The 26,541-nt window shown below is 61.8% G+C and carries 20 protein-coding genes; 15 read left to right on the forward strand and 5 right to left on the reverse strand.

Annotated features, from left to right (window positions below; all coding sequences use genetic code 11):
* Positions 1–2 precede the first annotated feature (2 nt).
* Positions 3–974: a threonine-phosphate decarboxylase gene (locus AADW23_RS04470; RefSeq protein ID WP_341863328.1), complete on the forward strand. Its 972-nt coding sequence runs from the start codon at positions 3–5 to the stop codon at positions 972–974.
* Positions 971–1,882 carry an adenosylcobinamide-phosphate synthase CbiB gene (gene cbiB / locus AADW23_RS04475; protein WP_341863329.1) on the forward strand — a complete coding sequence of 304 codons (912 nt, stop codon included), beginning with the start codon at positions 971–973 and terminating at the stop codon, positions 1,880–1,882. Before AADW23_RS04470 ends, cbiB begins: the two co-directional genes overlap by 4 nt.
* 191 nt (positions 1,883–2,073) lie before the next feature.
* Here the strand turns inward: cbiB and AADW23_RS04480 are convergent, their stop codons facing one another.
* Complete coding sequence (locus tag AADW23_RS04480; protein WP_341863330.1) at positions 2,074–2,778, reverse strand: helix-turn-helix domain-containing protein; 705 nt, start codon at positions 2,776–2,778, stop codon at positions 2,074–2,076.
* A gap of 151 nt (positions 2,779–2,929) precedes the next feature.
* Between AADW23_RS04480 and mddA the strand changes: the two genes are divergently transcribed.
* The 5 genes from mddA to AADW23_RS04505 all read left to right on the forward strand — a co-directional run bounded on the left by mddA (position 2,930) and on the right by AADW23_RS04505 (position 8,156).
* Positions 2,930–3,673, forward strand: coding sequence for a methanethiol S-methyltransferase (gene mddA, locus AADW23_RS04485; protein WP_341863331.1), 744 nt, complete (start codon positions 2,930–2,932; stop codon positions 3,671–3,673).
* 80 nt (positions 3,674–3,753) lie between these two features.
* A complete protein-coding gene (locus AADW23_RS04490; RefSeq protein WP_341863332.1) occupies positions 3,754–4,278 on the forward strand; it encodes an OsmC family protein in 525 nt (174 codons plus the stop codon).
* A 164-nt stretch (positions 4,279–4,442) separates the two neighbouring features.
* Entirely contained in the window at positions 4,443–5,624 is a 1,182-nt protein-coding gene (locus tag AADW23_RS04495) for a lytic murein transglycosylase (RefSeq protein ID WP_341863333.1), read from the forward strand.
* Positions 5,625–5,693: 69 nt separating this feature from the next.
* Entirely contained in the window at positions 5,694–6,533 is an 840-nt protein-coding gene (locus AADW23_RS04500; protein ID WP_341863334.1) for a ParB N-terminal domain-containing protein, read from the forward strand.
* A 393-nt stretch (positions 6,534–6,926) separates the two neighbouring features.
* Positions 6,927–8,156: a hypothetical protein gene (locus AADW23_RS04505; RefSeq protein ID WP_341863335.1), complete on the forward strand. Its 1,230-nt coding sequence runs from the start codon at positions 6,927–6,929 to the stop codon at positions 8,154–8,156.
* 218 nt (positions 8,157–8,374) lie between these two features.
* Here AADW23_RS04505 and smc read toward each other — a convergent pair whose 3' ends face one another.
* Both smc and AADW23_RS04515 read right to left on the reverse strand, forming a co-directional pair.
* Positions 8,375–11,830: a chromosome segregation protein SMC gene (smc, locus tag AADW23_RS04510; protein WP_341863336.1), complete on the reverse strand. Its 3,456-nt coding sequence runs from the start codon at positions 11,828–11,830 to the stop codon at positions 8,375–8,377.
* Between the two features lie 238 nt (positions 11,831–12,068).
* On the reverse strand, positions 12,069–12,377 hold the full coding sequence (locus tag AADW23_RS04515) for a hypothetical protein (protein ID WP_341863337.1): 309 nt from the start codon (positions 12,375–12,377) through the stop codon (positions 12,069–12,071).
* Between the two features lie 140 nt (positions 12,378–12,517).
* Here AADW23_RS04515 and rsfS point away from each other — a divergent pair, with 140 nt between their 5' ends.
* Positions 12,518–12,976: a ribosome silencing factor gene (gene rsfS, locus AADW23_RS04520; protein ID WP_341863338.1), complete on the forward strand. Its 459-nt coding sequence runs from the start codon at positions 12,518–12,520 to the stop codon at positions 12,974–12,976.
* Positions 12,973–13,440 carry a 23S rRNA (pseudouridine(1915)-N(3))-methyltransferase RlmH gene (gene rlmH, locus AADW23_RS04525; RefSeq protein WP_341864273.1) on the forward strand — a complete coding sequence of 156 codons (468 nt, stop codon included), beginning with the start codon at positions 12,973–12,975 and terminating at the stop codon, positions 13,438–13,440. Before rsfS ends, rlmH begins: the two co-directional genes overlap by 4 nt.
* Before the next feature lie 8 nt (positions 13,441–13,448).
* Here the strand turns inward: rlmH and AADW23_RS04530 are convergent, their stop codons facing one another.
* Positions 13,449–14,267: an ABC transporter permease gene (locus tag AADW23_RS04530; protein ID WP_341863339.1), complete on the reverse strand. Its 819-nt coding sequence runs from the start codon at positions 14,265–14,267 to the stop codon at positions 13,449–13,451.
* A 128-nt stretch (positions 14,268–14,395) separates the two neighbouring features.
* Between AADW23_RS04530 and AADW23_RS04535 the strand changes: the two genes are divergently transcribed.
* The 3 genes from AADW23_RS04535 (at position 14,396) to AADW23_RS04545 (ending at position 18,801) form a co-directional block, all read left to right on the forward strand.
* Positions 14,396–15,598 carry a sugar transporter gene (locus AADW23_RS04535; RefSeq protein WP_341863340.1) on the forward strand — a complete coding sequence of 401 codons (1,203 nt, stop codon included), beginning with the start codon at positions 14,396–14,398 and terminating at the stop codon, positions 15,596–15,598.
* Positions 15,599–15,606: 8 nt separating this feature from the next.
* Positions 15,607–16,263 carry an ABC transporter ATP-binding protein gene (locus tag AADW23_RS04540; protein ID WP_341863341.1) on the forward strand — a complete coding sequence of 219 codons (657 nt, stop codon included), beginning with the start codon at positions 15,607–15,609 and terminating at the stop codon, positions 16,261–16,263.
* 138 nt (positions 16,264–16,401) lie between these two features.
* Positions 16,402–18,801: a calcium-binding protein gene (locus AADW23_RS04545; protein ID WP_341863342.1), complete on the forward strand. Its 2,400-nt coding sequence runs from the start codon at positions 16,402–16,404 to the stop codon at positions 18,799–18,801.
* Here the strand turns inward: AADW23_RS04545 and AADW23_RS04550 are convergent.
* Positions 18,791–22,393, reverse strand: a complete 3,603-nt coding sequence (locus tag AADW23_RS04550; RefSeq protein ID WP_341863343.1) for a glycosyltransferase — start codon at positions 22,391–22,393, stop codon at positions 18,791–18,793. The two genes, AADW23_RS04545 and AADW23_RS04550, sit on opposite strands and share 11 nt — an antisense overlap.
* A gap of 97 nt (positions 22,394–22,490) precedes the next feature.
* Here AADW23_RS04550 and gpmI point away from each other — a divergent pair, with 97 nt between their 5' ends.
* From gpmI to AADW23_RS04565, 3 genes are all read left to right on the forward strand, one after another.
* Positions 22,491–24,005: a 2,3-bisphosphoglycerate-independent phosphoglycerate mutase gene (gpmI, locus tag AADW23_RS04555; protein ID WP_341863344.1), complete on the forward strand. Its 1,515-nt coding sequence runs from the start codon at positions 22,491–22,493 to the stop codon at positions 24,003–24,005.
* A 92-nt stretch (positions 24,006–24,097) separates the two neighbouring features.
* Entirely contained in the window at positions 24,098–25,150 is a 1,053-nt protein-coding gene (locus tag AADW23_RS04560; RefSeq protein ID WP_341863345.1) for a peptidoglycan DD-metalloendopeptidase family protein, read from the forward strand.
* A gap of 64 nt (positions 25,151–25,214) precedes the next feature.
* A complete protein-coding gene (locus AADW23_RS04565) occupies positions 25,215–26,540 on the forward strand; it encodes a S41 family peptidase (RefSeq protein WP_341863346.1) in 1,326 nt (441 codons plus the stop codon).
* The last annotated feature ends 1 nt before the right edge of the window (position 26,541 follow it).

A 26,541-nucleotide genomic window follows, 5' to 3' on the forward strand; every position in this document is an offset into this window, starting at 1 on the left:
GCATGAGCGCATCGTCGAAAAAACGCGACCACGGCGGGGGTCTGGACGCCGCCGCCGCCGCGTTCGGCGGTGCCCCTGCCGATTGGCTGGACCTGTCCACGGGGATCAACCCCGTGGCCTATCCCGTTGGCGATTTGCCCGCGTCGATCTGGGGGCGCTTGCCCGGTGACGGCGCGATGGCGCAGCTTACGCAGGCCGCGCGGGAATTTTGGCGTGTGCCCGATGGGGTGGAGATTATCGCCGCCGCGGGGGCCTCTCCTTTGATCGCCCATATGCCGGAGCTGGCGCGCGGGGCCGAGGCTTATATTCCAACCCCGACCTACAATGAACACGCCGCCGCCTTCGCGGCTCGGGGGCAGCTGAACGACCCGCAAAACAGCGCCAACCCCGTCCATGTCTATGTGCATCCCAACAACCCCGATGGCCGCATGTGGCCCGATGTGGGTGGGCCTCGGCGGTTGACGGTGATCGACGAAAGTTTCTGCGACGTCGTGCCGGAACAATCTCACATCGCCCGCACGGCGGAACCGGGTGTCGTGGTGCTGAAGAGCTTTGGCAAATTCTGGGGGCTGGCCGGGGTGCGGCTGGGGTTCGCGATGGCACTGCCCGAGACGTTTCGGACCACGCAAAACAACACGCCCTTGCATGACCTGATGGGGCCGTGGTGCGTGTCTGGCCCGGCGTTGGAGATTGGTGCTCGGGCCTTGCGGGACGCCGATTGGGCCGACGCCACCCGCGAACGACTGGCAAAAGACGCCGCGCGCCTTGATGGGATGCTGCTGACCTCAGGGGCAGAGCTTGTCGGCGGCACCACGTTGTTCCGCACCTATGCCCTCCCTGATGCAGCGACGATGCAGGCGCGTTTGGCGAAACACCATATCTGGACCCGCATCTTTCCCTATTCCGACCACTGGATTCGCCTCGGCCTGCCGGGAACCGAGGTCGATTGGACCCGACTAGAGGCCGCCCTGTGATCGCGACGGCCCCCCTGCTTGTGGCCGCAATGGCGCTGGATGCGCTGGTGGGAGAGCCCCGTTGGCTCTGGTCCCGTGTGACCCATCCGATCGTGCTGATCGGGCGTTTGATAGGCTGGTGTGACCGGCGTTTCAACAAGGGTGCGCAGGGGCGCAACGGCGTGGTGGTGATGGCTGGTCTGGGTCTGGGGGCCTTGACCCTTGGTGGGCTGATCGCGGCACTTCCCCTTGGATGGCTGTGGCAAATCCTGATTGCCGCAGCCCTTCTGGCGCAGAAATCTCTGGTGCAGCATGTGGCGGCCGTGGCCGATGGCCTGCGCCGCTCGCTTGGCGAGGGGAAGCGGGAAGTGGCGATGATCGTGGGGCGCGATACCGGCCCCTTGGATGCCGCCGCCGTGGCCCGCGCCGCGATTGAAAGCGCGGCCGAGAATATGTCCGACGGCGTGGTTGCGCCGGCGTTCTGGTTTCTGGTGGGCGGGCTGCCGGGGCTGTTGCTGTATAAAGTGACGAACACGGCGGATTCGATGATCGGCCACCGCACGCCCGAGCACGAGGCGTTTGGGTGGGCCGCCGCCCGTCTGGACGACGTGCTCAATTACATCCCCGCGCGCCTGACGGCGCTTTTGATTGCGCTGACCCACGGCATCGCCGCTCTGCGCTGCGCTTATCGCGACGGCGGCAAGCATCGCTCGGTCAATGCCGGGTGGCCCGAGGCGGCGATGGCCTCAACCCTCGGCCTGTCCCTGTCGGGACCGCGCGCCTACGGCGGCGAGATGACCGCTGACGCGGCCCTGAACGAAGGCGGCACGCGGCAGGCGGCGCCCGGCGACATCTCGGCGGCGGTTTCTGTCTTGTGGCGCGTGTGGGCGGCGATGTTGCTGGCGGTGGTTGTCTTGGCGGTTGTGTAGCGGCCTTCTCCCGACGCGACCTATCCGAAAGTCGCCGTTTCGCACCGCCGCAAGTCCGCTTCGAGCGCAAAGTCACCGATGCTGCATCTCCCATGAACGGAAGCTATGCTGGTTTTTTTGTTTCCACCGGACGGCGCACCATTGAAAACGACAAAAAACGACAAGGCGAAAAAAGTTGCTGCCTCAAGGGGTCATTTACTCGCTAAGCCCGATTTCACCCCGACCAAAGGGGACTGCGCCATCCAGTCCTGCGCTGTGCTTGTCAGATGTCGTGGCCCGTCCAGAAAGACAGTCTTGGCATCAACAGCCTCGCGCACGCCCACATCCCCCAGCCAAAGCGCTACTAGATTCGCGAGCGTAGCCGTGAGGTACACGTCGACATCATGACCAGGGTCTTTGGGGCACAGATCAACGGTTTCACCACTCGCAATTACCCACCAAGCATTAAGATCGGTACGGTCGGAAATTTGCACAAGGATCACGGTTTCCCCATCCGGCAAGCCTTCGGTATTCAATGTGCGATGGAAATCCCACATGAACCCACCAACATCGCAATCCTGCGCCGCGATACTGCGTTTGCGCCACCGCATTCCCCAGATGGCCATGTTTTCGACAATTGGCCCAAGTTCTCGTCCCGACCGCGTCAGTTTGTAGTCTGCGGCTTGGCTGGTCGGTGCCGATTTGCGGGTGATGATCTCTGCAGCTTCCAATGTTTTGAGCCGTTTGCTCAGGATCGAAGGAGACATGCGCGGAATCGCTTTTTGAAAACCGCCAAAGCGCGTCGTGCCCAGAAACATCTCTCGCAATAACAAAAGGGTCCACTTGTCGCCGAGTATGTCGGCCGATGCCATGGCAGGGCACAAGCTGCCCGATGTGTTTTTTGTCTCGCTGTCCATCGCTCAAGCCTACAGCGGCCCCGGGCCGTGTGACTACTACGGATTCCGTAGCGCTTTGGTACGGATTGCGAAGTATCCCCCGATGCACGCCGCGTGCACCCTATGACCCTGTCCGGTTTTTCGGGTGATTTTCTATTAAAAGGGGTTTTCCATGGGCCGCTCAATTACATTTATCTACGGCATCGCCACCTACGTTATCTTTCTGGTGACGTTCCTCTATGCCATCGGGTTTGTTGGGAATGTGCTGGTGCCAAAATCCATCGATTCCGGCGTGCAAGGACCGATCGTCGCTTCGCTGGTGATCAATCTGATGTTGCTGTCCGTCTTTGCTCTTCAGCACAGCATCATGGCGCGTCCAGCATTCAAACGTGTCTGGACCAGAGTTATTCCCCAAGCTGCCGAACGCAGCACTTATATCTTTTTGACATGCGTTGCCCTGATCCTGATTTTCGTGTTCTGGCAGCCGCTTCCGGCGGTCATATGGGACGTCAGCAACACGGTCCTCGGCACAGTATTGACCGTTCTGTTTTGGGTCGGCTGGCTGGTCGTTTTGGCCTCAACCTTCATGATTGATCACTTTGATCTGTTTGGCGTGAAGCAAATCTACGCGAACTTGAGAAAGCGCCAGGCATCACAACCCGGGTTCATCAAGATTGGCCTGTATCGACTGGTGCGCCATCCAATCATGACCGGCTTTTTGATCGCCTTTTGGGCAGCGCCAACCATGACCGTGGGGCATCTTTTGTTCACGTTGGTGACCACAGGATACATCGTCATCGCTGTGCTACGTCTTGAGGAGAAGGACCTGATTGCCCAGATCGGTGATGACTACATCACGTATCAGCGCGAGGTTCCGGCGTTTGTTCCTGGCATTGGACGGCGGGCTTCAAAATGACACTGGCCCCTGAACACCTGCGCCACATTCAGTCATTCACGGATGTAGAACCGCAAAGCATCCGTGATCGGCAACGCCCCTTGCGAAAGCGCTATCAAGAGACGCCTGACGCGGCATGGGTGCATGATCACGCAAGAACCGTTGATGCGCAGGTTTCCGCAAACCATCCGCTCCACGGGCATGTGGTCTGCGGGACAGGCATCCCGGTGGACATCCCTGTATCCGTCCACAAAGCTGTCGGCGGCGAAAGTGACTTTCCATGCCCCGGCGAAATTCTGGCCGCAGCCTTGGCCAGCTGCCTTGATACCGCCATTCGCATGATTGCCAACCTCAAGGGCATTGAACTGAGCCACCTTGATGTGAAGGTCAGCTTAGGCGCGGATGTCCGCGGAACCTTGATGACAGGCGACAATGTGCCCGTCGGATTTCAAACTGTGCACATCGGGGTTGATCTGAAGACAGAGTGTGACAGGGCAAAGCCGCATCTACACGCGCTGATCGATGCAGCAGAGCAAAGCTGTGTCATCCTGCAAACTCTGCGCGCTCCTCCCACTGTGAAAATTGAACGCAGCTTTGGTTATTCAACTGACCTAGGAACAGCCTGAAAACAGGGTATGGAAGCGTCAATAGCGGCCCTTTGAATTTAATCAATGAACGGCAGCTTCGTCCGCAAAGTCGCGCCTGCATTCGCCTGGGCCATCCAGCCCCCTTGCGCCGTGCCTCCCGCCCTGTATCTTCGCGCGAAACGCTTAACACAGGGTCTTTTCATATGCGCCGCTTTCTTGCCCCGCTTCTTCTTTCCCTCACCCTCACCCTCGGCACCACGGCCACCGCGCAGCAATGCGGCGGTGATTTTGGCCAGTTCGTCCAGGGCCTCCGCGCCGAGGCGGCAGAGCGCGGCCATAGCCAGGAAGCCATCGACGGCTTCTTCCGTCACGCCAGCTATTACCAGCGCGCGCTGGATGCCGACCGCAGGCAGGGTATTTTCACCGTGCCCTTCACCGATTTCGCCCGCCGCCTGATCAGCCAGGGCCGCATGGACAATGGTCGCCGCAACGCCGAACGCCAGGCCGCCACCTTCAACGAGATCGAGCGTCGCTTCGGCGTGTCGCGCGGTATCCTGCTGGCCTTCTGGGCGTTCGAGACGGACTACGGCGCGTTCCAAGGGGATTACAACACGCTCGATAGTCTTGTGACGCTGGCCCACGATTGCCGTCGGCCTGAGCTGTTCCGCCCCGAAGTGTTCGGCGCATTGGAGCTGTATGAGAACGGCGATTTCGACCCGGTCAACACCGTCGGCGCCTGGGCCGGTGAGATCGGCATGGTGCAGATGTTGCCCGAAGATATCGTGGCCCACGGCATGGACGGCGATGGCGATGGCCATGTGTCCCTGCAAACCTCCGCCCCCGATGCGCTGATGTCGGGTGCCAACATCCTCTCGTCCCTCGGTTGGCGCGCGGGTGAGCCCTGGCTGGTGGAAATCACCGTGCCCTCCGATCTGGACTGGTATCAGACCGGCATCCACACCACCCGCACCGTCGCCGAGTGGGAGGCCGATGGCGTCGCCGCCCGCACCGGCACCCTGCCCATGCGCAACGCCCAGGCCTCCGTCGTGCTGCCCCAGGGCCGCAACGGTCCCGCCTTCCTCGCCTACCCCAACTTCTCCGTCCTGTTCGAGTGGAACCAGTCCTTCACCTACGTGCTGACCGCCGCCTATTTCGCCACCCGCCTCGAAGGCGCTCCGGTGTTTGACGCCGGCAACCCGGACGCTGGCCTGAACGGCGACCAGATGCGGCGCTTGCAGCAGGCCCTTGCCGCCCGTGGCCACGACGTGGGCGAGATCGACGGCATCCTCGGCGCAGGCACTCGTGCCGCCGTGCGTGAGGAACAGCGCCGCCTCGGCCTGCCCGCCGACGCCTGGCCCACCACAGCGCTCCTCAACGCGCTCTGACTCCGCGCCGCGCGCAACACCCCCCCACCCCGGCGTATCCTGTCAGCCCCCAAGCCACAGGATACGCCCATGACCCAGACCACCCAGATCCCCCTCTCCGATATCGACGCCGATGCCCTCCCCCGTGACCGCATCTCCCTTGCGCCCGCAGCCCTGGCCGAGCTGCAAGCCTCCATCGCGTCCCTCGGCCTCACCCACCCGATCGAGGTCTGGCGCAAGCACACCGCCTCTGACGCGCCCTATGGCCTGATCTCCGGCCTGCGCCGCCTCACCGCCACCCGTGCGCTCGGCCACACCACCATTCCCGCCTTCATCCGTGACCCCTCCGACATCGCCGAGGCCATGACCCGTATGGTCGCCGAGAATGAGATCCGCGCCGCCATTTCCCCGTGGGAGAAGGGCCGCCTTGTCACCGAGTCCGTGGCCGAGGGCCTCTTTCCCACCCTCGATGCCGCCACCGACAGCCTCTACCGCACGCTCGACCGCCACCGCCGCGCCCGCATCCGTTCCATGGCCGAGGTCGTGGCTGAGATCGGCGACCACCTGCTGACCTCGCCCGAGACCCTCAGCCAGAACCAGATCACACGCATTGCCTTCTCCCTGCGCGCCGACCTCGGCCCCCTCATCACCACCGCCCTGCGTACCTCCAAACAGAAATCCCCCGACGCCCAATGGAAGACGATCCTGCCGATCCTGCTGGAGGCCGAAGAGGCCGCCCGCACGCCCACCAAACCCCTCTACCGCCCAAACCGCCCCCGCCGCATGGCCCACGTACGGTCGAAATTGCACATAAGACGAGAAATGACCCCCGACGGCTGGTCTCTACGCTTCACAGGCCCCGAGGCAACGGGGCCGCTGATGGAGGATATTATGGACGCCGTGGAGCGGGATTTTGGCCAGACCAGATGAAATCGGGTCGCCGCCCCGGTAGGCTCTTTTCCGCAAGAAAAGATGCCGGGAGGGGGATGGCGAACGGGTGTGGCGCAACGTGGACTCTAAGCCGGTACCTCGTTACGCCCGCGGAACGTAAAATCCCAAAAAATTTTATTTGGCATTAAGGCGTCTTTCAGAGGGGTGATGCCTTGGGATTTCGTCACGAAGTATCAAAACTACACCCGTTAGAGTAAGCGTAAGCTACAAACATGCTGCGAATCGCAAAGCTATCTGGAGACGATTTCTATCATCTGCAAGAAGTTAATGCCGTTCCTAAGCTGTGATCTACATTCTTCATGAGGCGGCTGTCATAGTATTGAAAAGCATAAATAAAATTCCCCTTTATGCTAGTAACCAGTAGAATACACAATGCCGGTTATCTTGCTGAATCTTAAAAAGCTTGCTTTATTTCTGCCCCTGCTGCTTTATGTGTGGTTTAGACGTAATACAGCCAATTTTTGGGGTGATTTAATGGGCGTTGAAGCGAAGGTGATACGTATCGGCGCGGTTCTCATGTTGAACGCAGTCTCTTGTGCCATGCCCGCTTTCGCCCAAGTTGCCAGCTCATGCGCTATTGTATACGAGGGTAATTTGGCTGAAATTGCAAATGCAAATAGTCGCTCAGCTCAGGCAAGTTTTCTCTACGATCATTACTGCGATGCGACTGGATCGACTAGAGAAGGAGCACTTTCTGGTGGCATTGAAGTATTCGAGGTTTTGGGCGCAGATCTAAATTTTTCAGGAAGTAGTGAGGAAGTTCGCCGTTTCTGTTCCACTTCATTTGAGGCTAGACAGATTGAAGGCGCAAGTTTTTCCTCTACGTATTCCCCCGTGTATGAGGCAATGCAAAGTTTCAACGCTTGCGTCGCGATTGAAAATCAATTCGGCTACCGGATCACACATACAACCAATCATCCGTTTGGTGTTGTGATAAATGGCTCTAGTCTAGGGGTGGCAACCCCAGTTGAAGTAAATGCACTTAACTATCCGACAGATCTTCTAACGTGTGAAAGCGGCAGCTTTTCGGAAGATGGCGAAACCATAAACCTAGATCAATTTAGTAATGTTACCGCACCAACTGGTTCTTTCGCTATTTCGTGTGAGCGTATTCCTGTTCCGTTGGAGAGTGGTAATACTTTCTTACCTAGCGTTACCTTAACAATCTCTACAGACAGAATTTCCTCCTCATATCCAATATCTCTTGCGTCTGAAATAAGATACAATTTTGACCTCGCAAGCCAAGCCGTGGCAGCATATGATGCTGTCCAACGGGAATTGGAAGATAGTAGAGTAAACGCCCTTGGGCTACAAACTAGGCTTGATGGTGCAGCGGCTCGCTATGAAAGTATTTCATCGTTGATGTTATCTATCTATGATGGTGATGGAAGTGCACACGGGTTCGGTCCAACTGGTTCCATAAACGTTGGTATTACTCAACCAGATTTAAGCTATGGTTGTGAAGATCAATACGAATTAAGAAATCAATGCCCGAATGGATATCGGGCCGTTGGAGTTGATCAAGTCATATCAATCAGCGGAGGCCAATGCGGCCACAATTACTTTTCCGTTTCTTGTGTGCCGGTGGAACAGTGGCGGTAAGCTTTGCTTACACAAAATGAAAATCACTTGCTTTGTGGAAAAGCGCATTCATAGCATTCGTGGTAGTCTGTGATGGTACAAGAGGCAATTGTCCGTGCCGTGAAACCCCAGTAACTCGCCCGAAATTCACCTGCTCAAACCTTAACAAATAAAAAAACACAATAAAAACCACAGCTTAACCCTCTGCTCAAGCTTGAGCAGCCCACACAGAGCCCAAATCAGGCCACCAGAGTCTCCGCCGCTTTCAGGTCCACCGAGACGAGTTGAGATACCCCCTGCTCCCCCATCGTGACCCCGAAAAGGCGGTCCATCCGGGCCATCGTGACCGCATGGTGGGTGATCGTCAGGAAGCGGGTATTCGTGGAGCGGGTCATCTCATCGAGCATGTCACAGAACCGCGTCACGTTCGCATCATCCAGCGGCGCGTCGACCTCGTCCAGCACACAGATCGGCGCCGGGTTCGCAAGGAACACCCCGAAGATTAGCGCCAGCGCCGTCAACGTCTGCTCCCCCCCCGATAGCAGCGAGAGGGTCGAGAGTTTCTTGCCTGGAGGCTGGCACAGGATCTCCAACCCGGCCTCCAGCGGATCGTCGGATTCCACCAGCACCAACCGCGCCTCACCCCCCCCAAAGAGGTGCGTGAAGAGCCGCGCGAAGTTCTCGTTCACCTCGTCGAACGCCTTCAAGAGCCGCTCGCGCCCTTCCTTGTTGAGGCTGTTGATCCCTGTCCGAAGCTTCGCAATCGCCTCCTCGAGGTCAATCTTCTCGGAAGCCAGCATGTCATGCTCCTCCCGCACCTCACGGCTATCCTCCTCCGCCCGAAGGTTCACTGCACCGAGGGCGTCGCGCTGACGGCGCAGGCGGAGGACGTTCTGCTCAATCTGGTCCGCGGTGGGCATCGGTGCGGGCAGGTCGCCGAGGGTTTCCAGAAGGGTCTCGGGCGTCTGTTCCATCTCTTCGGTGATGCGGTCGGCGGCGGCCTGGACCGCCTCCTGCGCGGCATCGCGGCGGGCCTCAGCGGCGGCGCGGGCCTCACGGGCCTCGGAGGCGGCGCGCTCGGTGTCGCGCTCGGCGCCGCTGGCGGCCCGCAGGTTCATCTCACCCACTGACAGGGCATCGGCGGAGGTGGTCTTGCGGGTCTCGGACTCAGAGATCTGGATGGCCAACTGCTCGCGCCGCATGGCGATTTCGCCGGGCTTCTGGCGGGCGTCTATCAGGGCGGCTTCGGCCTCCCCGCGGCGCTTCTCCAGCTCGGCCAGACGCGAGGCGGCGTTGGTCAGGCGGTTCTGCCAGTTGGTAATTTCTGTGCCGATCTTGGCGATGCGCGACACGCGATCTTCACCGTCGCGCTTGACCTCATCAAAGGCGGCGCGCTTGGCGAGCATGGTCATCCGTGCGGCTTCCACGGTGGTCTTCACGTCCGCCAAACGGCCTCGCACGGCGTCCAGATCATCCAATTCGGCCAAGGCATCTTGGGCACGGGTCAGCTCAGCCCGTGCCGTATCAGCCTCTTCCGCGTGGCGCGAGGCGGTCAGGCGCAGGGTTTCCAGCTTGCCGTCCAGCACACTTTGATCGGCCTCGGCGCGGGCGGCGGCGCGGCTGGCTTGGCTCAGCTGCGTTTCCGCGTCGCGCCGGGCGGTGCGGGCGGATTTATCGGCCTCTGTCAGTTGGTTAAGGCGCTGCGCCAAGTCTTCATGGGCGGCCTTGGCAGCATCCGCTTTGCCCCGTGCGCGGAGCCGTTCTTCCTCCAGTTCCGACAGGCGGTTTGCCTGCTCCAACCGCCGCGCGGCGGTGGACACGGCATCGGCGGCGGCGACGGCAAAACCGTCCCAACGCCAAAGATCGCCCTCGCGGCTGACAAGACGTTGACCGGGCTGCAATTCGGGCTGCAAGCGGGGACCGTCGGCGGCGTCGATGATGCCGACTTGCGACAGGCGGCGGCCCAGAACGGCGGGGGCTTGCGCGACCTCGGCGGCGGGCTGCGCACCCTTCGGCAAAGCGGCTGAGGCGTCGTATCCGGGCAGGTCTGTCCAGCCTGTTGCGCCCGCCGATGTCGCACGGGCGGCCTTTAGATCATCGGAAAGGGCGGCTCCGATCGCGGCCTCAAAACCGGGGGAAACTTTAATTTCGTCAAGGACTTGGTCACCGTCACCCCGGTCGCGTTCCAGCACGCGTGCCAGCGCCGTGACCTCCGCATCCAGTGTCCCCGCGCGGCCCTCGGCCTCGGACCGGGCAGAGCGGGCCTCGGTCTCGTGGGTTTGGGCGTCTGCGCGGGCAGATTCCGTTTCCAGCAGGGTTTCCTCGGCGCGGGCCGCAAGATCTGTGGCGCGGGTGAGGGCGTCTGTGGCCTCTTCCGCTTCGCGCTTGAGGGTCTGCAACCGATCCGCTGCATCGTTGGCGGCTTTCTCGGCGGCCTGGGCATCTGCGATGTTGCGGGTGACGGCTTTTTCCGCCTCTCCCATCCGCCGCTCAATGGCTTGGTAGCGCGCAGCCAAAGCGGCAGATTGCTCTGTAAGATCAGAGAGTTCCGCTTCTTGTCCGGCCAAAACACTGCGGGCGTCGGTGACCGCGTCGCGGGCGTCGCCAAGGCGATCATCCTGGCCCTTTTGCGCCCGCTGCAAATCGGCCCGTTCATCCTGCAACCGAGAGACAGTTTCGCCGGCGTCGGCGTTCAATGCCTCCTCCCGCTCGCGGTCCTTGTCGATCTGGGTGATCCGGTTGGTCAGGGTTTCCACGGCGGCGGCGGCGCGGTCTGCTTCGGCCTGCAAACTGTCGCGTTCTACCAGTAAACGTTGAAGAATCGCGGCGGCGACCGTGTCTTCTTCGCGCAGGGGGGGCAGGGCTTCTTCGGCCGCTTCGCGGGCCTTCACGGCCTCTTGCGCGGCTGATTCTGCCTGCGCGGCAGTGGCGAGGCCCGCCCGCAAAGCCTCTTCAGCGCGGAGACGAGCGGCGTCCGCGTCGCGCCAGCGCACAAACAGCAACAGGCCTTCCGTCAGGCGTAGTTCCGTCCCGATCTCGCGGTAGCGGGAGGCTTGTTTTGCCTGTCTTGCCAAGGTGTTAAGCTGCCCGCTGAGTTGGTCGAGAACGTCATCGGTGCGTGACAGGTTTGCTTCGGCCCCTTTCAATTTCAACTCCGCCTCATGGCGGCGTTGATAGAGGCCCGAGATGCCCGCGGCCTCTTCCAGGATGCGGCGGCGGGCTTTGGGGCGGGCGTTAATCAGCTCGGAAATCTGGCCTTGGCGGACCAAAGCGGGGCTGTGTGCGCCGGTAGAAGCGTCAGCAAACAGCATCGAGACATCGCGGGCGCGAACGTCTTTTCCGTTTAGTTTATAAGCACTTCCGGCGTCGCGCGTGATGCGGCGGATTATGTCGATCTGGTCTTCATCGTTGAAACCAGCAGGCGCGAGGCGGTCGGTGTTGTCGATCTGAAGCGAGACTTCCGCGAAGTTGCGGGCGTTGCGGGTGGCGGCACCGCCAAAGATGACGTCTTCCATGCCAGCGCCACGCATCGCGGTGGGGCGGTTTTCGCCCATCACCCAACGCAACGCTTCGAGAAGATTGGATTTTCCGCAGCCATTGGGCCCGACAACACCGGTCAAACCATCGGCAATCACGAGGTCTGTCGGATCGACGAAGGACTTGAAGCCGTTCAATCTGAGCTTTGTGAAACGCACCTGTGCTGCCTCTTTTCGATGGCGATTCTGCTAAGGGGCAGTCTACGCGAAGGGCAGCGGGCCGAGTCAACGGACGTGGGGCGTATATCGTGTGTTTCGGCGGGTTATCCCCAAGATATGCGCGTTAGGGCGAAATCTATGTTTGGGGAGGCGGGCCAGCACAAGTATCTCAATGGTATATCAATTGGCTTTTCCCCTGCGGACGGGCAGAGGGCCCAGGCTCGCCCTACAGACCGCCTCAGGGACAAATCAAATTCGCCCGCATCACGTTCTGATCGCCGCGCAGGCTGTCGGTGTCAACGGCGCAACCGGTGGCTTGCTCCATCGCTTGGCCCGCGCGATGCACAATTGCCCCGATGGACGGGAAGGGCATGGGGTTGGTGCGGATCGCCTCGGCCCGGTGGCCGTTGCGGCGGACAGAGAACTCGGCCCCATCCACGGCGACGTAAGTGGGCGGAATGCCCATCATCGCGGGGGAGGGGCTATCGCAGGCGGCAAGCGAGAGGATCAGGGCGGGGACGGCGGGGAGGGGGAGTAAGAAACGCATGGTTCAGCATTTCCGTGACATGGTTAACAAATCGTTACTGCAACAGGGCAAAGAACCATGCGTAAGGCGTGGTTGAGAACACGGGCGCGGAGTGTTATTATCCCTTATGCCCGGCGCCGGGGTTCAACAGGTGCATTGTAATGGAGGATAGAGTCCTGACCGGACTTAACCAGGCGGAGGCCAAGACCTCTGCATCCGCAGCGCCCACAACTTCTAAACGGGCCCGGACTCAAACCGCTTATACCAGCGAAGAGCTGCTAGAGCGCATTCTGACATCCCTTGATGACGACAAAGCCGAAGATGTCGTGCAGATTGATCTGCGCGGAAAATCTTCGATTGGCGATTATATGGTCGTGGCTTCTGGTCGCTCTACCCGTCAGGTTTCGGCCATCGCCGAGAAGCTGGTGGACAGGCTGAAGCAGGAATACGGCCTGTATTCCAAGATCGAAGGCAAGGATACGGGCGACTGGGTATTGATTGATACCGCCGATGTCGTTGTCCACATATTCCGCCCTGAAGTACGAGAGTTCTATCAGCTAGAGAAAATGTGGCAGCCCGAAGCGCCAGAATCGGCCCCTGCGCCGGGTTCAGACGGCTGAAGGTTCATCTGTGCGTCGTGGGCCGCCTGAAAGGCGGGCCCGAGAAGGCGTTGATCGACGATTATCTGAGACGCTTCGACAAGACGGGCCGGGGCCTTGGGCTGTCGCTTGGACAGTTGATCGAGGTCGAGGATCGCAAGGGCGGCGGCATGGCGGCGGAGGCGGAATTGATTCGCGCCCGCCTGCCCGGTGCCGCGTTTTGGGTCATGGACGAACGGGGGGAGGTTATGACTTCTCCTACCTTTGCGGACCGTTTGGGGGCGCAAAGGGACAAAGGCGTGGGCGATTTGGCGCTGGTGATCGGTGGCGCGGATGGGATTGATCCGACGCTGCGGGCTGAAGCCGGGATGGCGATTTCCTTCGGCAAGATGGTGTGGCCCCACATGCTGGCGCGGGTGATGCTGACCGAGCAGTTGTACCGCGCGGCGTCCATTCTGGCGGGAAGCCCCTACCACCGGGTGTGACCGGCGCCCTACCGCATCAATATCCGCTGACTGTTGCGCCGCAAGATCAGCAAGCCAAGGGCCAGCGGCCCCAACCCCCAGATCAGCACCAGCGGGACCGAGATGAAATCGGGTCCATAGGTGGGATAGACCCCTTGTCGAAACAGTGCGGTGAAGTGAATCCACGGGGTCCAATCAAGGATGGATTGGATGGTGGGGGGCAAATCCTCATACAAGAAGAAGACGCCCGAGCCGATCAACAGGGGCCGCGAGGCGATCGTCCAGATTTGAGCATATACCGGGAAAAGCCCGGAAATGGCGCAGTTCAAGGTGCCGTGGCCAAGCCCCAGCAGCGCCGCCAGCGCCATGGCCGAGATCATGTAGCGAATTTCCAGCACGGCGGTTGTGTCGGTGAACTCCAGAATACCGAACAGCACAAGGCTGGCGATGGCGACACTTGTCAGCGTGTTGAGGATGAACCGCGCCAGAACCGCGTCGATCCAGCTGACGGCGGGATACATCAGCAACGGCCGAGAGAACGTCAGCGCGTTCATCACCGTGGACAGGGTGAGGCTATAGAGGAGGAACGGCAGGTATCCGGTGGTGTAAAACAGCAGGAACGAGCTGCCCAAGCTGGGGCTGCGGATCAGCATGGAAAAGACGAACGACATCACGATCAGCGCGCCAACCGGTTCCACCACGGCCCAGATATAGCCCCCCGGAGACCGGCCATAGCGCGTGGACATTTCGCGCAGCATCAGCGCGATGATCGCGCGGGCCGAGGCAAAGCTTGTGGTACGGGCTTTGGCGCGACCAAGGGGGGCGTGGATGGTTGTGAGGCTGGTCAAAATGCCGGGTCCATCATGTTTTATTAAACCTCTTTGCGTAGGGATGATTCCAGAAGGGAAACGACAGGTGATCCGGTAGCGGGTTGCGCGGTGTCCCTGAGATTAACCACGCAAGGATTGCCAAACCGTTGACTGAAGCCACCATAATTCAAAAACCCCCTGCCTCGGTGCAGCGGCGCATTCGGATTAATACGGTGCCCGCGCAACGGGCGCGGATGCGGTGGCGGCACTGGGGCATCGTGATCTCGTTCATCGTGTTGGTGCTGGCCCCTTTGGGGGCGGCGGCGTTCTACCTGTACCGGGTGGCGGTGGATCAATACGCCTCGACCACCGGGTTTACGGTCCGGCAGAATGAAACCGGCGCTGCGACTGATGTTTTGGGCGGGTTGGCGGCCTTTGCGGGCGGCGGGGGCAGCGGGCAGGCCGATGCCGATATTCTGTTTGAATACATTGTCAGCCAGGAACTGGTGCAGCGTTTGGATGAACGGCTGGACCTAGTGGGCCATTACGCGGCCCCTTACGATGTGGACCCGGTTTTTGCCCTGCCGCCTGACACGACGATCGAAGGGTTGGTGGACCATTGGCAACGCATAGTGCGGATCAGTTACAGCCAGTCCTCGGGGCTTATCGAACTGCGCGTTCTGGCGTTTGAACCAGAGATGGCCCGTACCATCGCCCGCGCGATTATCGAGGAAAGCCAAGAGCTTGTGAATGCGCTCAACAGCACCGCCCGCAATGATGCGATGCAGTTTGCCGAGCAGGATCTGGAGGCGGCCTTGCGGCGCCTTCGGGGCGCGCGCGAAGCCCTGACAGCGTTTCGCACCCGCACGCAGATCGTGGACCCGGAAAGCGATTTGCAGGGGCGGATGGGGGTGCTGAACAATCTGCAACAGCAGTTGGCCGAGGCGTTGATTGAGAATGATCTGTTGAGTGAGAACACGGGCAATCCCAACGACCCCCGCCTGCGCCAATCAGCACAGCGCATCGGGGTGATCCGCGAACGTATCGCGCTGGAACGGCAAAACTTCACCGAGGCCGACGCTCAGGTCGGGGGGGAAGATTACCCGACCCTGATCGCCGAATATGAAGGGCTGGTGGTGGACCGGGAATTCGCGGAAGGAAGCTATCGCGCAGCCTTGACGGCCTTGGACCTTGCCCGAACAAACACGACCCGCCAAAGCCGCTATCTGGCGGTCTTCATCCAGCCGACGTTCCCCGAACTGGCCCAATTCCCGCGCCGAGAGGTCGTGCTGGGCCTTTGCTCGCTATTCCTGCTGCTGGGCTGGGCGATCTTGGCGCTGGTCTATTACTCGATCCGCGACAGACAGTAGCGCTCGCGATGATCCGGTTTGAGAACCTCACCAAAAGTTTTCGGGTCGCGGGGCAGCGGCGGGTTGTGATTGACGACCTTAATCTGACCCTGCCCACGGGCAGATCGCTGGCGCTGTTGGGGCGCAACGGGGCGGGGAAATCCACGCTGATGCAGATCATCGCGGGCAATATGAACGCCGATCGCGGGCGGGTGGTGACCGATGGCACGATCTCATGGCCGGTGGGGTTTGCGGGCTCTTTCCATCCAGAGCTGACGGGGGCGCAGAACACCCGCTTCATCGCGCGGGTTTACGGTGTCGATACCCGAGAGTTGGCCGATTTCGTACGCAGCTTTGCGGAGCTGGGCGCGCATTTCAACATGCCGGTACGGACCTATTCATCGGGGATGCGGTCGCGGCTGACGTTCGGCCTGTCGATGGGAATCGAGTTCGATACCTACCTTGTGGATGAGGTTACGGCAGCGGGCGACGCTGCGTTTAGAAGCAAGTCCAAGGCGCTCTTCGCCGCCAGAATGGAGCGGTCTGGCGCCATCATGGTAAACCACAACCTGGCCGAACTGCGCGAGTATTGCGACGCGGCGCTGGTGCTGGAAAAGGGCCGCTTGCGTTACTTTAATGATCTGGATGAGGCGATTGCCCACCATAAGGAAAACATGGGCGCCTAGGCCCGCGCCCGAACGCCAGGGTTAAGCCAAGCCCCGACATTTCGTTCTATTCGTCACGACGCCGCCACAAACCGGCATAATCTTCGTCCCCCTTTCCAAGGCATATCTCCGAGGAGTGCAAAGGAAAGTGGGTGCGTCATGGCGCAGATGGTCATTCAGGGGCAGTTTCAAATCGGGATGGCGGCGTTGGACGTTGGCATCACCGATCTGATGGTGACCGAGCACAACGGCAAATCCATTCTCTACGCCACCTCGGGCCAGACCGGCGGTCTTTCCTCTTATGAATTGCACGCGAACGGGACGGTCAGCGTTCTGGATTCGGCTCTGTACAACGCCGCGTGGGCCGGGGCAGCGTTGCAGGAAATGTCGTTGATGGAGGTTAACGGCGCGATGTGCATCGCGGTTGCGGGCTCAGGCTCGGAGCAGTTGCACCTGTACGATGTGAACGCCAACGGCACCCTGGGCGCGGCGCAGCAGATGTCTGGCATCAGCTCCAACATGGCGCAGCTTCTGGAGGTCAGCCAGGCGGACCCGCAGACCGTCTTCATGGCCGACACCGGCAGCGGTCTGATCCGCGCCTACGAGATCGGCAGCAACGGCGCCCTTTCCCAAGCGATGCAGGTGTCGGACACCGGCACGACCTATGCTTCGGAAGTGATGTCCATCGGTGCGGCCTCGGTGATGAGCAACGAATATGTCATCAGCGCCAGCCAGACTGAAAAGGGCGTGTCCGCCTATCGCCTGGACGGCAACACGCTGGTGAACACGGGCAACGCCGGGGTGAATGAGGGGCTTGGCATCATGACCCCCACCGACATGAAAGTGGTCGAGATTGGCGGGCGGAACTTCATCATCCTCGCCTCGGCCCCCGGCGACGGGCAGGGGCAGTCGGGCGCAATCACCGTGATGGAACTGGCGCAAGATGGCAGCCTGGTGGACACCGACCACATCATCGACACGGCGGATACGCACTTTGGCAACGTCCAGACCCTGGAAGTCGTGGAGGCCGACGGGCGCACCTATGTGATGGCGGGGGGCGGCGATGATGGCGTGACCTTGTTTGTGATGATGCCTAACGGGCGGTTGCAGCTTTTGGGCACGGTCAGCGGCGACGCCGGGTTGCAAAACATAGCCTCGATGGCGGCGTCCTTTGACGGGGGCAGCCTGCACCTTTTTGTCGCCTCCGAGATGGAGGGGGGCGTGACGGAAATAACCGTCGATGTGTCTGCGCAGGGCGATATCATCGAGGGCGATCACGGCGGCGGGACAATTGCCGGCGGCGCGGGAGATGACATCCTGATCGGCGGCGCGGGCAGCGATAGCCTTGTGGGCGGCGCGGGCGATGATCTGCTGGAAGACGGATTGGGCGTCGATACGCTGCACGGGGGCGACGGCGCGGATTTGTTCGTTCTGCGGTCCGACTTCACCCATGACGAGATTCACGATTTCCAAGTCGGCGTGGACCGGATCGACCTGTCGGCGTGGCCGATGCTCTATGATGTGACGCAGATCGGCTACACGGCCACGACCCAAGGGGCGCTGCTGGATTGGCGGGGCGAAACGCTGGAGGTGTTCTCGCGCAATGGGCAGACGTTAAGCTTCACCCAAGTCCACGCGGCGATCCTGAAGACGGCGCACCGGGTGCCCGATTTCTCGCTATATGGGGGAAATGACGGGGATGACGCGATTGACGGCACCGCGATCAATGATGCGGTGGATACGGGCAACGGTGCGGACACGGTCACTGGCTATGCGGGCGACGATTACGTGAACGCGGGCCACGGCAACGATGTGATCTACGGCGATCTGGGGAAAGACACGATCATGCTGGGGGATGGCAATGATTACGCCGAGGGTGGAGGTCAGGAAGACCTGATTTACGGCGGCAGTGGCCGGGATGAGATCTGGGCCGGAAGCCAGAACGACACGGTTTACGGCGGCGCGGGCAATGACTCGATCCGGGGTCAGCAGGGCAAGGACCTGATCCAAGGCGGCGACGGGCGCGACACGATCCTGGGCGATAACAGTGACGATACGATCTACGGCGAGGAAGGAAACGACGTGCTGCGCGGCGGCAACGGGGCGGATCTTGTGGTCGGTGGAGAGGGCAATGACCGCCTGTTCGGGGCCGAGCACCAAGATACGATTCTAGGCGGCAACGGCAACGATCTGATCCGCGCGGGGTATCAGTCGGACTATGCCGACGGCGGCGCGGGCGACGATTATATTGTCGGTGGAGGCGGTTACGATACGCTGATCGGTGGCGCTGGAAACGACACGATGGAAGGCAACGTGAACGCCGACCTGTTCGTATTTGAGGATGGCCACGGGGCCGATGTGATCCTGGACTTCAACGCCACCAACAACGGCGAAAAGCTGGTGTTTACCGAGCTTTCGACCATGAACACCTATGCCGATGTGATGACGGCTGCGGTGCAGCAGGGAGCGGATGTGTTCATTGATACGGGCAGCGGCAATTCGATCCTGCTGGAGGACGTCTTGCTGGCTGATTTGCACGCCGCGGATTTCACCTTTTAGCGGCATGGCCTGACAAAATATCCTGATACAGCGCCACCAGTTCATCCCCCTGTTGCGCGGCCGTGCGTTGGGGCTGGCTGCTTTCCGGCGGGCTTGTGTAGCGGGCGGGATCGGCGTCAATGCGGGCCAAGACGGCAGCCAAGGCACGGTGATCCTCGACCGGGACCACGTGGCCATTCACCCCTTCGATGATGTCCGCCCCGATCGCCCCCCGGTCCGAGGTGACAACCCATAGCCCCAGTGCCAAAGCCTCTCGGGTGACGAGGCCAAAACTCTCGGGCCAGATCGAGGGGGCCAGCAGCACATCAAAGCGTCCATAAAGGTGCCCCACTTGGGTTTGCGGATGGCGCGGGACGCGCAGGACGGGGGTATTGTTCCACGTCTCGTGCACCTCGGCCCCCGGCGCAAGCGCGTGATCTGAGACGATAAGATCAAGCTTCTGGAAGGCCCGCGCCGTCAGGGCCGCGCGCAGGATGTCGTAGCCTTTGTGCCGAGACGCGCCGCCGATCAACCCAAGGCGCACGCGCCCGGGGGGCGCGGCGGTCGGCTCGCGCGACGGCAGGGCCGAGACCCCGTTAGGCAGAGCGCGAACGTTGGTCAAACCGGCGTCCCGATGCAGTTTTGCAAAGGGCTCCGACACCGCGAGGGCGGCGGCGGCGTCCTGGATGCAGCGCCGGGCGATTTGAACCGGGGCGGGGGCGTCAACCATCGTGAAATCGTGAAGAGAGGGGGCGCCGCCGGCGTCGATGATGAACTGATGCGGGGAGATCCACCACCCGTCATGGAGCGACAAAACATAGGGGATGCCCCGCTGACGGCAGGCATCAATGATCCCTACTCCAAGGCGCTGAACGCAGTGGATGTGGACGATATCGGGGGCGATGCGGTCCAGCAGGGCGTTGATCCGCGTGTCCATCACCGGATCGCGCAGGGCGCGTTCGGGCAGCTTCTTGTCGTTGCTGATTGACCAGATGCGCGCGCCGGAATGGCTGGTGGCACAGAACTGATGGGCGGTTTTTTCACCGTCGAGGGTGGTAAGGATATCAACCTCAAACCGGTCGCCGTGGTGGGCCAGAATATGGCTTACGTTATCGGCCACGACACGGGTCGCGCCGCCGATGGATTGCGGCGGGTAGAAAACGTTCACCACCAGTAATTTAGGCTTCGCCGCAGGCAGTGTGGCTTGCATCTGGCGCAGCAGATCGGCCCCCATGGCGGGCAGCGCATAGTCCCGCATTACCTGCGCCTTCGCGGCATGGCCGATGCTGATGCGCGCGGCGTCATCGTCGATCAGATGCAACAGGGCTTGAACGAATGCGTCTTCATCCGGGGCGATGAGTCCGGTCAGGCCGTTGTCGATGGCGGCATTCATCACCGGCGACGGGCTGACGACGGCGGGGATGGCGAAGACGGCGGGCTCCATCCACTTGATCTCGGACTTGGCATCTGTCGCGGGGGAGGGGGACAGGACGGAGAGGGCGACGTCGGCCTTGGCCAATTCCTCTGCGTAGCATTCAAAATCCCACGTGGGCGGGATGAGCGTCACATCGCTGGCAGAGAGGTGTCTGAGGGAAGGGAAATCTCCCATCAAGCGGACCTCGACCCGGTCGGGACGCGCGGCCAGAACGCGGGCAAGGGCGGGCTCCAGAAGGGTGCTGAACTCGGCCTTATGGGCCTTGGTGCCGGTGCCATAGAACAGAACCACCCGGTCCCCGGCGGCGGGCTTTGGCCGTTTCATTGCGGCGAGATGGGCAAGGCCAAGGGCGTTACGGTGGGTGAAAGCGGTACCCGACTGGGTGAGCGGCGCAAGGGCCGCCCGGATCGGCGCGGTCGAAGCGATGCCAACCCCGCAAAGCCGCGCGGCGGCGGCAAACAGCGGCACGCCACAGGCCATGGCGGCGTGAACTTCGGCGGTTATCTGGCCCGCGTAAGTGGCAAGGGGCGGAGGAAAAGTGCCTGCGTCGAAAATCAGGTCGTCGATGTCATAAAACGTTGCGATGCCTTGCTTGGCGGCATCCACCATCAGCGCCGCAATGGGCGGGAACGCGGGCGTTCGCTGGAAGATCACGGCATCGAATTGCGCCAATTGGCCGTGCAGTTGCGCCACGTCCTTGCTTTGCAGAAAGGTGGAGACCTGCACCCCCTGGGATCGCAGTTGATCGGCCTTCTGATCGGCCCGGTAGAGCTTGCATTGGTAAAGGTCGTCATTGGCAAGGATCGCAACACGCTTGATCGCCCCGGCCCGCGCCACCCTGTCGGGCGTCGGGGCATAAAGGGCGATGGCACGGGTCAGAAGATCTTGCAGGTCTGGGACGGAATAGCGGGCGAGGTGAGATTTGAGGTCGCGAAAAAGCGTCTCAAACACATCGCGGCCAAGGGTTTGGGCGCGGGCGCAGAGGCCCACATGGCCCCGGGCCGCTGGGGGCAGGGTGCTGGCATGGGTCAGGGCGGCGTCATGGTCGCCTTGGTCGAGGAACAGCCGGGCCAGCCGCATCCGGTTTTCGCCTTCATCAAAGTCGGGCGGGGCGGTTTGGCGCAGGGCGATTTCCCGAGGCGTTTGCCGCGTGCCGTGGATCAGGTCGGCAAGATCAACGCTGGCACGGGGGTCGCCGGGGCAGATGTGAAGGACATGGGACAACAGCGCCTCGGCCCCGCCAATGTCACCACGCCGACGTTTGTGGCGCGCAAGGTCGATCACGAAGCTGCGCAGGGCGGTGTCGGTCAGGTCAAGGGCGGTCACGCCTTCCATCGGGTGCAGGATGAACCGCGTCAAATGCCCGTCTGAGGGGGGCGAGATCGCAGAGGGCAGGTTGAGGCCATAGCAGGCAAGCGCCTGCGCCTTGGCGTTGGCATGGACGTTGGCCCGTAGCCCGACGCTGGCCCAATGGCGCGGCGAAGGGGGCGCGCTTATTCCCCTCTCCGACAGGGTGGCGGCGTAGTAGCTGGCATCAAGGGCGTGATCGGGGTGGGCCGGAACGCCCGCATCCAGCCCCACTTGCGCGAAGTGGCGGATGCAAGACACACGGTCCGGGGCGAGCAGGTCCAGCCCCGCCGCATCGAGCGCGGCGAGATATGTTTCGTGGTGAAAGATCGGGGCCAGCGCGGGGCCATGGAGGCCGAGGATCAACCAGAGGTCCGCTTCCCGCAGGGCCAGTGCATCGGGCAGGATGCCAAGATCAGACAGCGCGGTAGCGGCTTGTTCGGCAGAGAGATCGGGCGACAGCCTGTGGCCCGTCGTGCGGGCAACGAAATCCGCGTTCCAAGCCGTGGGGGTAGCAGAGCGGCCCTCGGGTATTCCGAATTCAAGGTAGTGAAACACCGCTTCAGCCGGGTCAGAGATGGCGTTGGCGACATCGGTGTTATGGGCAAGGTAGGCGGGCAGGGTGAAGCCTTGGCCAAGGGCAGAGGCGCGGGGGTGGTGGGCAAGGATATCGCCGATGCGGTCCCCGTCCGGGTCGGGGCAGGCCCGGGCCTGCGCCAACCAGCCGCGCCAATTGTTTCGGTCCGCTTGAGAGGTCAGCAAATTCCCCGAGGGTCGCGCCACAGGCGTCGCCGCATCCAGCGCATTGCCTGACACCTCTTGACCGTTCATTGCGCGTTCCCTCGCGTGTCTTCACCGAACGACACCGCGGGAGGTTGCAGCGCCGATGCACCCTCCGTAGAACAATTTGGTAAAGGAGTTCTGACCAATGACCGATAAGCCCCGCCCCGTTGTTCTGTGCATTCTGGATGGCTGGGGCATTGGGCAGACTGAAGCGGACAATGCGCCGCTGTTGGCCAAGACCCCTGTGATGGATGATCTGATGGCCCGCTGCCCCCACGCCACGTTGCTGACCCACGGGCGCGACGTGGGCTTGCCGGACGGGCAGATGGGCAATTCGGAAGTGGGACACACCAACATTGGCGCCGGTCGTGTAGTGAAGATGGACCTAGTGGAGATCAACGATTCCATCGACGCCGGAGAATTCGCGCAGCGCGAGGCTTTGGTGGCCTTTGGGCAGGCGCTGAAGACCTCGGGCGGGGTGGCGCATCTGATGGGATTGGTCAGCGACGGCGGCGTTCATTCGCAACTGGCGCATCTGGAGGCCGCCGTGGCAGTGCTGGTCACGATGGGCGTGCCGGTGGCGGTTCATGCGATCACCGACGGGCGCGATGTGGCCCCGAAATCCGCCGAAGGGTTCCTGCGTGATTTGACCCTGCCCAAAGGGGCCTTTGTGGCAACGGTCAGCGGGCGCTACTTCGCCTTGGACCGGGATAACCGATGGGACCGGGTAGAACGCGCATACGACGCGATGGTGCGCGGGAAAGGCGACCGGGCCGACGACGCATTGGGCGCGGTCGCTGCGGCCTATGGGGCGGATAACACGGACGAATTCATTCCGCCCACCATCGTCGGAGATTTTGCCGGAATGGCAGATGGCGACGGGATCTTCATGCTCAACTACCGTGCCGACCGGGCGCGGGAAATCCTTGCAGCCCTGGGCGACCCAGAGTTTGACGGGTTCGATGTGACCGGGCGGCCCGACTTTGCCGGGAAGCTGGGGATGGTCGACTACTCCAAGGCGCACGACGCCTATATGACCACGGTTTTCCCGAAACAGCAGATTGTGAACACCCTTGGCGAATGGGTTGCAAAAGCGGGTCTGCGGCAGTTTCGGGTGGCCGAGACCGAGAAATATCCCCATGTGACCTTCTTCCTGAACGGCGGCGTGGAAGTGCCGGAACCGGGAGAGGATCGGCAGATGCCGAAATCGCCCGATGTGGCGACATATGATCTGCAACCCGAGATGAGCGCCGACCAAGTGACAGACCTGCTCGTGGCCGCGATCCGAGAGCAATACGACCTGATCGTGGTGAACTACGCCAACCCCGACATGGTCGGCCACACGGGCGATCTGGCGGCGGCGATGGCGGCGTGTGAGGCGGTGGACAAGGGCCTGGGGCAAGCGGTGGCGGCGCTAGAGGACGTGGGCGGCGCGATGATCGTCTGCGCGGATCACGGCAACTGCGAAACCATGGTGGACCCCGAAACCGGCGGGCCACACACGGCCCATACAACGAATTTGGTGCCGGTGGTGCTGGTCGGCGGACCCGAAGGCGCGGCCCTGCGCGACGGACGTTTGGCCGACTTGGCCCCATCGTTGCTGCAACTGATGGGGCTGGAGCAGCCCGCCGAGATGACAGGTGAGAGTTTGATTTCGTGAGGACGCTGCGCTTGCATATCCTCCGGCCACTCCTCGGCCTAGGTCTAGGCCTCCTCGCAGCCTTAGGGGCGGGGGCGCAGAGCGATCCGGCGATGACGGCACGGGAAGCGAGCCGGATGTTGGAGGATGCCGCCAGCGCGTTGCGTGATGCCGATGGCGCAAGGGATCAGGTGGAGGCGCTGACCGAAACGGTGCGCGCCTATGAACACGGGCTCGACGCGCTGCGGGCCGGTATCCGCAGCGCCGCCCTGCGCGAACGCACGATCCTGTTGGTGTTCGAGGCCGAGCGAGAGCGTTTGGCCCGGTTGATGGGGGTCTTGCAGCGGATCGAAGAAGCCCCTGCGCCAGCCACATTATTGCACCCCGAGGGCCCCTTGGGCACCGCGCGATTGGGGATGATCGTGGCCGATGTCACCCCTGCCGTCGCCCGAGAGGCCCGCGCCTTGCGGGCGCAGCTGGAAGAACTCGCCGTGCTTCGCGCCCTGCAAGATGGCGCGGTGGGCGAACTGGAGGCTGCCGTAAGCGGCGTGCAGGATGCAAGATCGGCCCTTAGCCAAGCGATTGCGGACCGGGTGGAATTGCCTGAACGGTTCTCTCTCGATGCGGCGGGGATGGCGCAAATCCTCGATAGTGTGGACAGCTTGGGCAGTTTCGCCGCGATGCTGGCGGAAACGCCGACCTCTGCCGAAGGGGAGATCGCCGACTTCACCGCTGTGCAGGGCACCGTGCCGTTACCGGCCCTTGGCACCTTGGTGCGCGGCTTCAACGAGGCCGACGCCGCGGGCATCAACCGGCCCGGTGTTTTGCTGGCGGTGCCGCAAAATGCCCTGCTGACCGCCCCTTGGCCTGCCTCGGTCCGCTATGCGGGGCCGCTGCTGGATTACGGAAATGTCATTATCCTTGAGCCCCACGAAGACTATTTACTTGTTTTGGCAGGCGCGGGTGACTTGTTCGTGACTGCGGGCGAATTGGTGCCTTCGGGGGCGCCTTTGGGCCTGATGCCGGACGAAGAAACCGAAACTGAAGCGGAATTGATCGTTTCTGACGCTCTTGGCGGTGGCGCCGGGCTTACGGAAACGCTTTATATGGAACTGAGACAGGGCGGGAGCCCAGTGAACCCGATGGATTGGTTCGCTTCCCCATAGGCCCCTTCAGGCGGATGCGTGAAGGAAGGCTTGGCCCGATACGGCAAACAGAGGACGACGATCTATGAAGAAACTGATGATGGCCGCCGTGGGCGGCATTGCAGGCGGGGTGTTGTTGAGCACTCAGGTCGCGGGCCCGTTGCTGGCGCAAGAAGCCGAGCGGAATGCCTCGGTCTATGAGCAGTTGGACCTGTTCGGCGATATTTTCGAGCGTATCCGCCAGAACTACGTGGAAGAAGTGGACGAGGCAGAGCTGATTGAAGCGGCGATCAACGGCATGCTGATTTCACTCGATCCGCATTCCTCGTACATCTCGGCCAGCGACTTCGAAGACATGCAGGTGCAGACCCGCGGCGAGTTCGGCGGACTTGGCATTGAAGTGACGCAGGAAGATGGCTTTGTGCGGGTCATCACGCCAATGGATGACACGCCAGCGATGGAAGCGGGTGTTGAGGCGGGTGACTTCATCACCGCCGTCGACGGAGAGGCGCTGTTGGGTCTGACGCTGGAACAAGCGGTGGACCTGATGCGCGGCCCGGTGGGCAGCGATATCGTCATCACCATCGTGCGCGAAGGCGCAGAGGAGCCGATCGACCTGACGATCACACGGGACCGTATCCAGCTGACCGCTGTGCGGGCGCGCCTTGAGGGCAACACCGCCGTTCTGCGGGTGTCCACCTTCAGCGACCAGACGTTCCCCAACTTGCGTGACGGCTTGCTTGAGCTGATCGAAGAAGTGGGCGGGCTCGACAATATGAATGGTGTCGTGCTGGACCTGCGCAACAACCCCGGCGGGTTGCTGAACCAGGCGATCCGCGTGTCTGACGCATTCCTGGAGCAAGGCGAAATCGTTTCGACCCGTGGCCGCGAGCCGCAGGATGGAGAGCGCTACAACGCAACCCCCGGCGATCTGATTGAAGGCCTGCCGATGGTGGTGCTGATCAACGGCGGCTCGGCTTCCGCATCGGAAATCGTGGCCGGCGCGTTGCAAGACCACCGCCGCGCGGTAATCGTGGGCACCAACAGCTTCGGCAAAGGCTCGGTCCAGTCGGTGATGCCGTTGGCCGGTGACGGGGCTATGCGTCTGACGACCTCGCTGTACTACACACCCTCGGGCCGTTCGATCCAAGCCCTTGGCGTGGCCCCGGACATCATCGTGGAACAGCGTGATCCCGTAGAAGTTGAGGAAGACGACGAGGGCCGTCCCGCCCGGACCGAAGCAGGTCTGCGCGGCGCGATCGAGAATTCGTCCCTGACCGAAGACCAGTTGCAGCAGTTGCAGGAAGAGCGCGAGGCCGCAGAAGCCACCGCCGCCCTGCGCAACGAGGATTATCAACTGGCCTATGCCATTGATATCCTGACCGGTCTTGGCGCTTTGGGCCCAAACTGAG

This window comes from Gymnodinialimonas sp. 57CJ19, assembly GCF_038396845.1.
In the GTDB taxonomy this organism is placed as follows: domain Bacteria; phylum Pseudomonadota; class Alphaproteobacteria; order Rhodobacterales; family Rhodobacteraceae; genus Gymnodinialimonas.

Bases quoted from the DNA above. Each gene is read 5' to 3' on its own strand.
- AADW23_RS04480 (WP_341863330.1), bottom strand. From the start codon at position 2,778: ATGGACAGCGAGACAAAAAACACATCGGGCAGCTTGTGCCCTGCCATG.
- AADW23_RS04550 (WP_341863343.1), bottom strand. From the start codon at position 22,393: ATGAACGGTCAAGAGGTGTCAGGCAATGCGCTGGATGCGGCGACGCCT.
- AADW23_RS04495 (WP_341863333.1), top strand. From the start codon at position 4,443: ATGCGCCGCTTTCTTGCCCCGCTTCTTCTTTCCCTCACCCTCACCCTC.
- AADW23_RS04500 (WP_341863334.1), top strand. From the start codon at position 5,694: ATGACCCAGACCACCCAGATCCCCCTCTCCGATATCGACGCCGATGCC.
- AADW23_RS04505 (WP_341863335.1), top strand. From the start codon at position 6,927: ATGCCGGTTATCTTGCTGAATCTTAAAAAGCTTGCTTTATTTCTGCCC.
- mddA (WP_341863331.1), top strand. From the start codon at position 2,930: ATGGGCCGCTCAATTACATTTATCTACGGCATCGCCACCTACGTTATC.
- rsfS (WP_341863338.1), top strand. From the start codon at position 12,518: ATGGAGGATAGAGTCCTGACCGGACTTAACCAGGCGGAGGCCAAGACC.
- AADW23_RS04540 (WP_341863341.1), top strand. From the start codon at position 15,607: ATGATCCGGTTTGAGAACCTCACCAAAAGTTTTCGGGTCGCGGGGCAG.
- AADW23_RS04545 (WP_341863342.1), top strand. From the start codon at position 16,402: ATGGCGCAGATGGTCATTCAGGGGCAGTTTCAAATCGGGATGGCGGCG.
- AADW23_RS04560 (WP_341863345.1), top strand. From the start codon at position 24,098: ATGACGGCACGGGAAGCGAGCCGGATGTTGGAGGATGCCGCCAGCGCG.
- AADW23_RS04565 (WP_341863346.1), top strand. From the start codon at position 25,215: ATGAAGAAACTGATGATGGCCGCCGTGGGCGGCATTGCAGGCGGGGTG.
- gpmI (WP_341863344.1), top strand. From the start codon at position 22,491: ATGACCGATAAGCCCCGCCCCGTTGTTCTGTGCATTCTGGATGGCTGG.
- AADW23_RS04515 (WP_341863337.1), bottom strand. From the start codon at position 12,377: ATGCGTTTCTTACTCCCCCTCCCCGCCGTCCCCGCCCTGATCCTCTCG.
- AADW23_RS04470 (WP_341863328.1), top strand. From the start codon at position 3: ATGAGCGCATCGTCGAAAAAACGCGACCACGGCGGGGGTCTGGACGCC.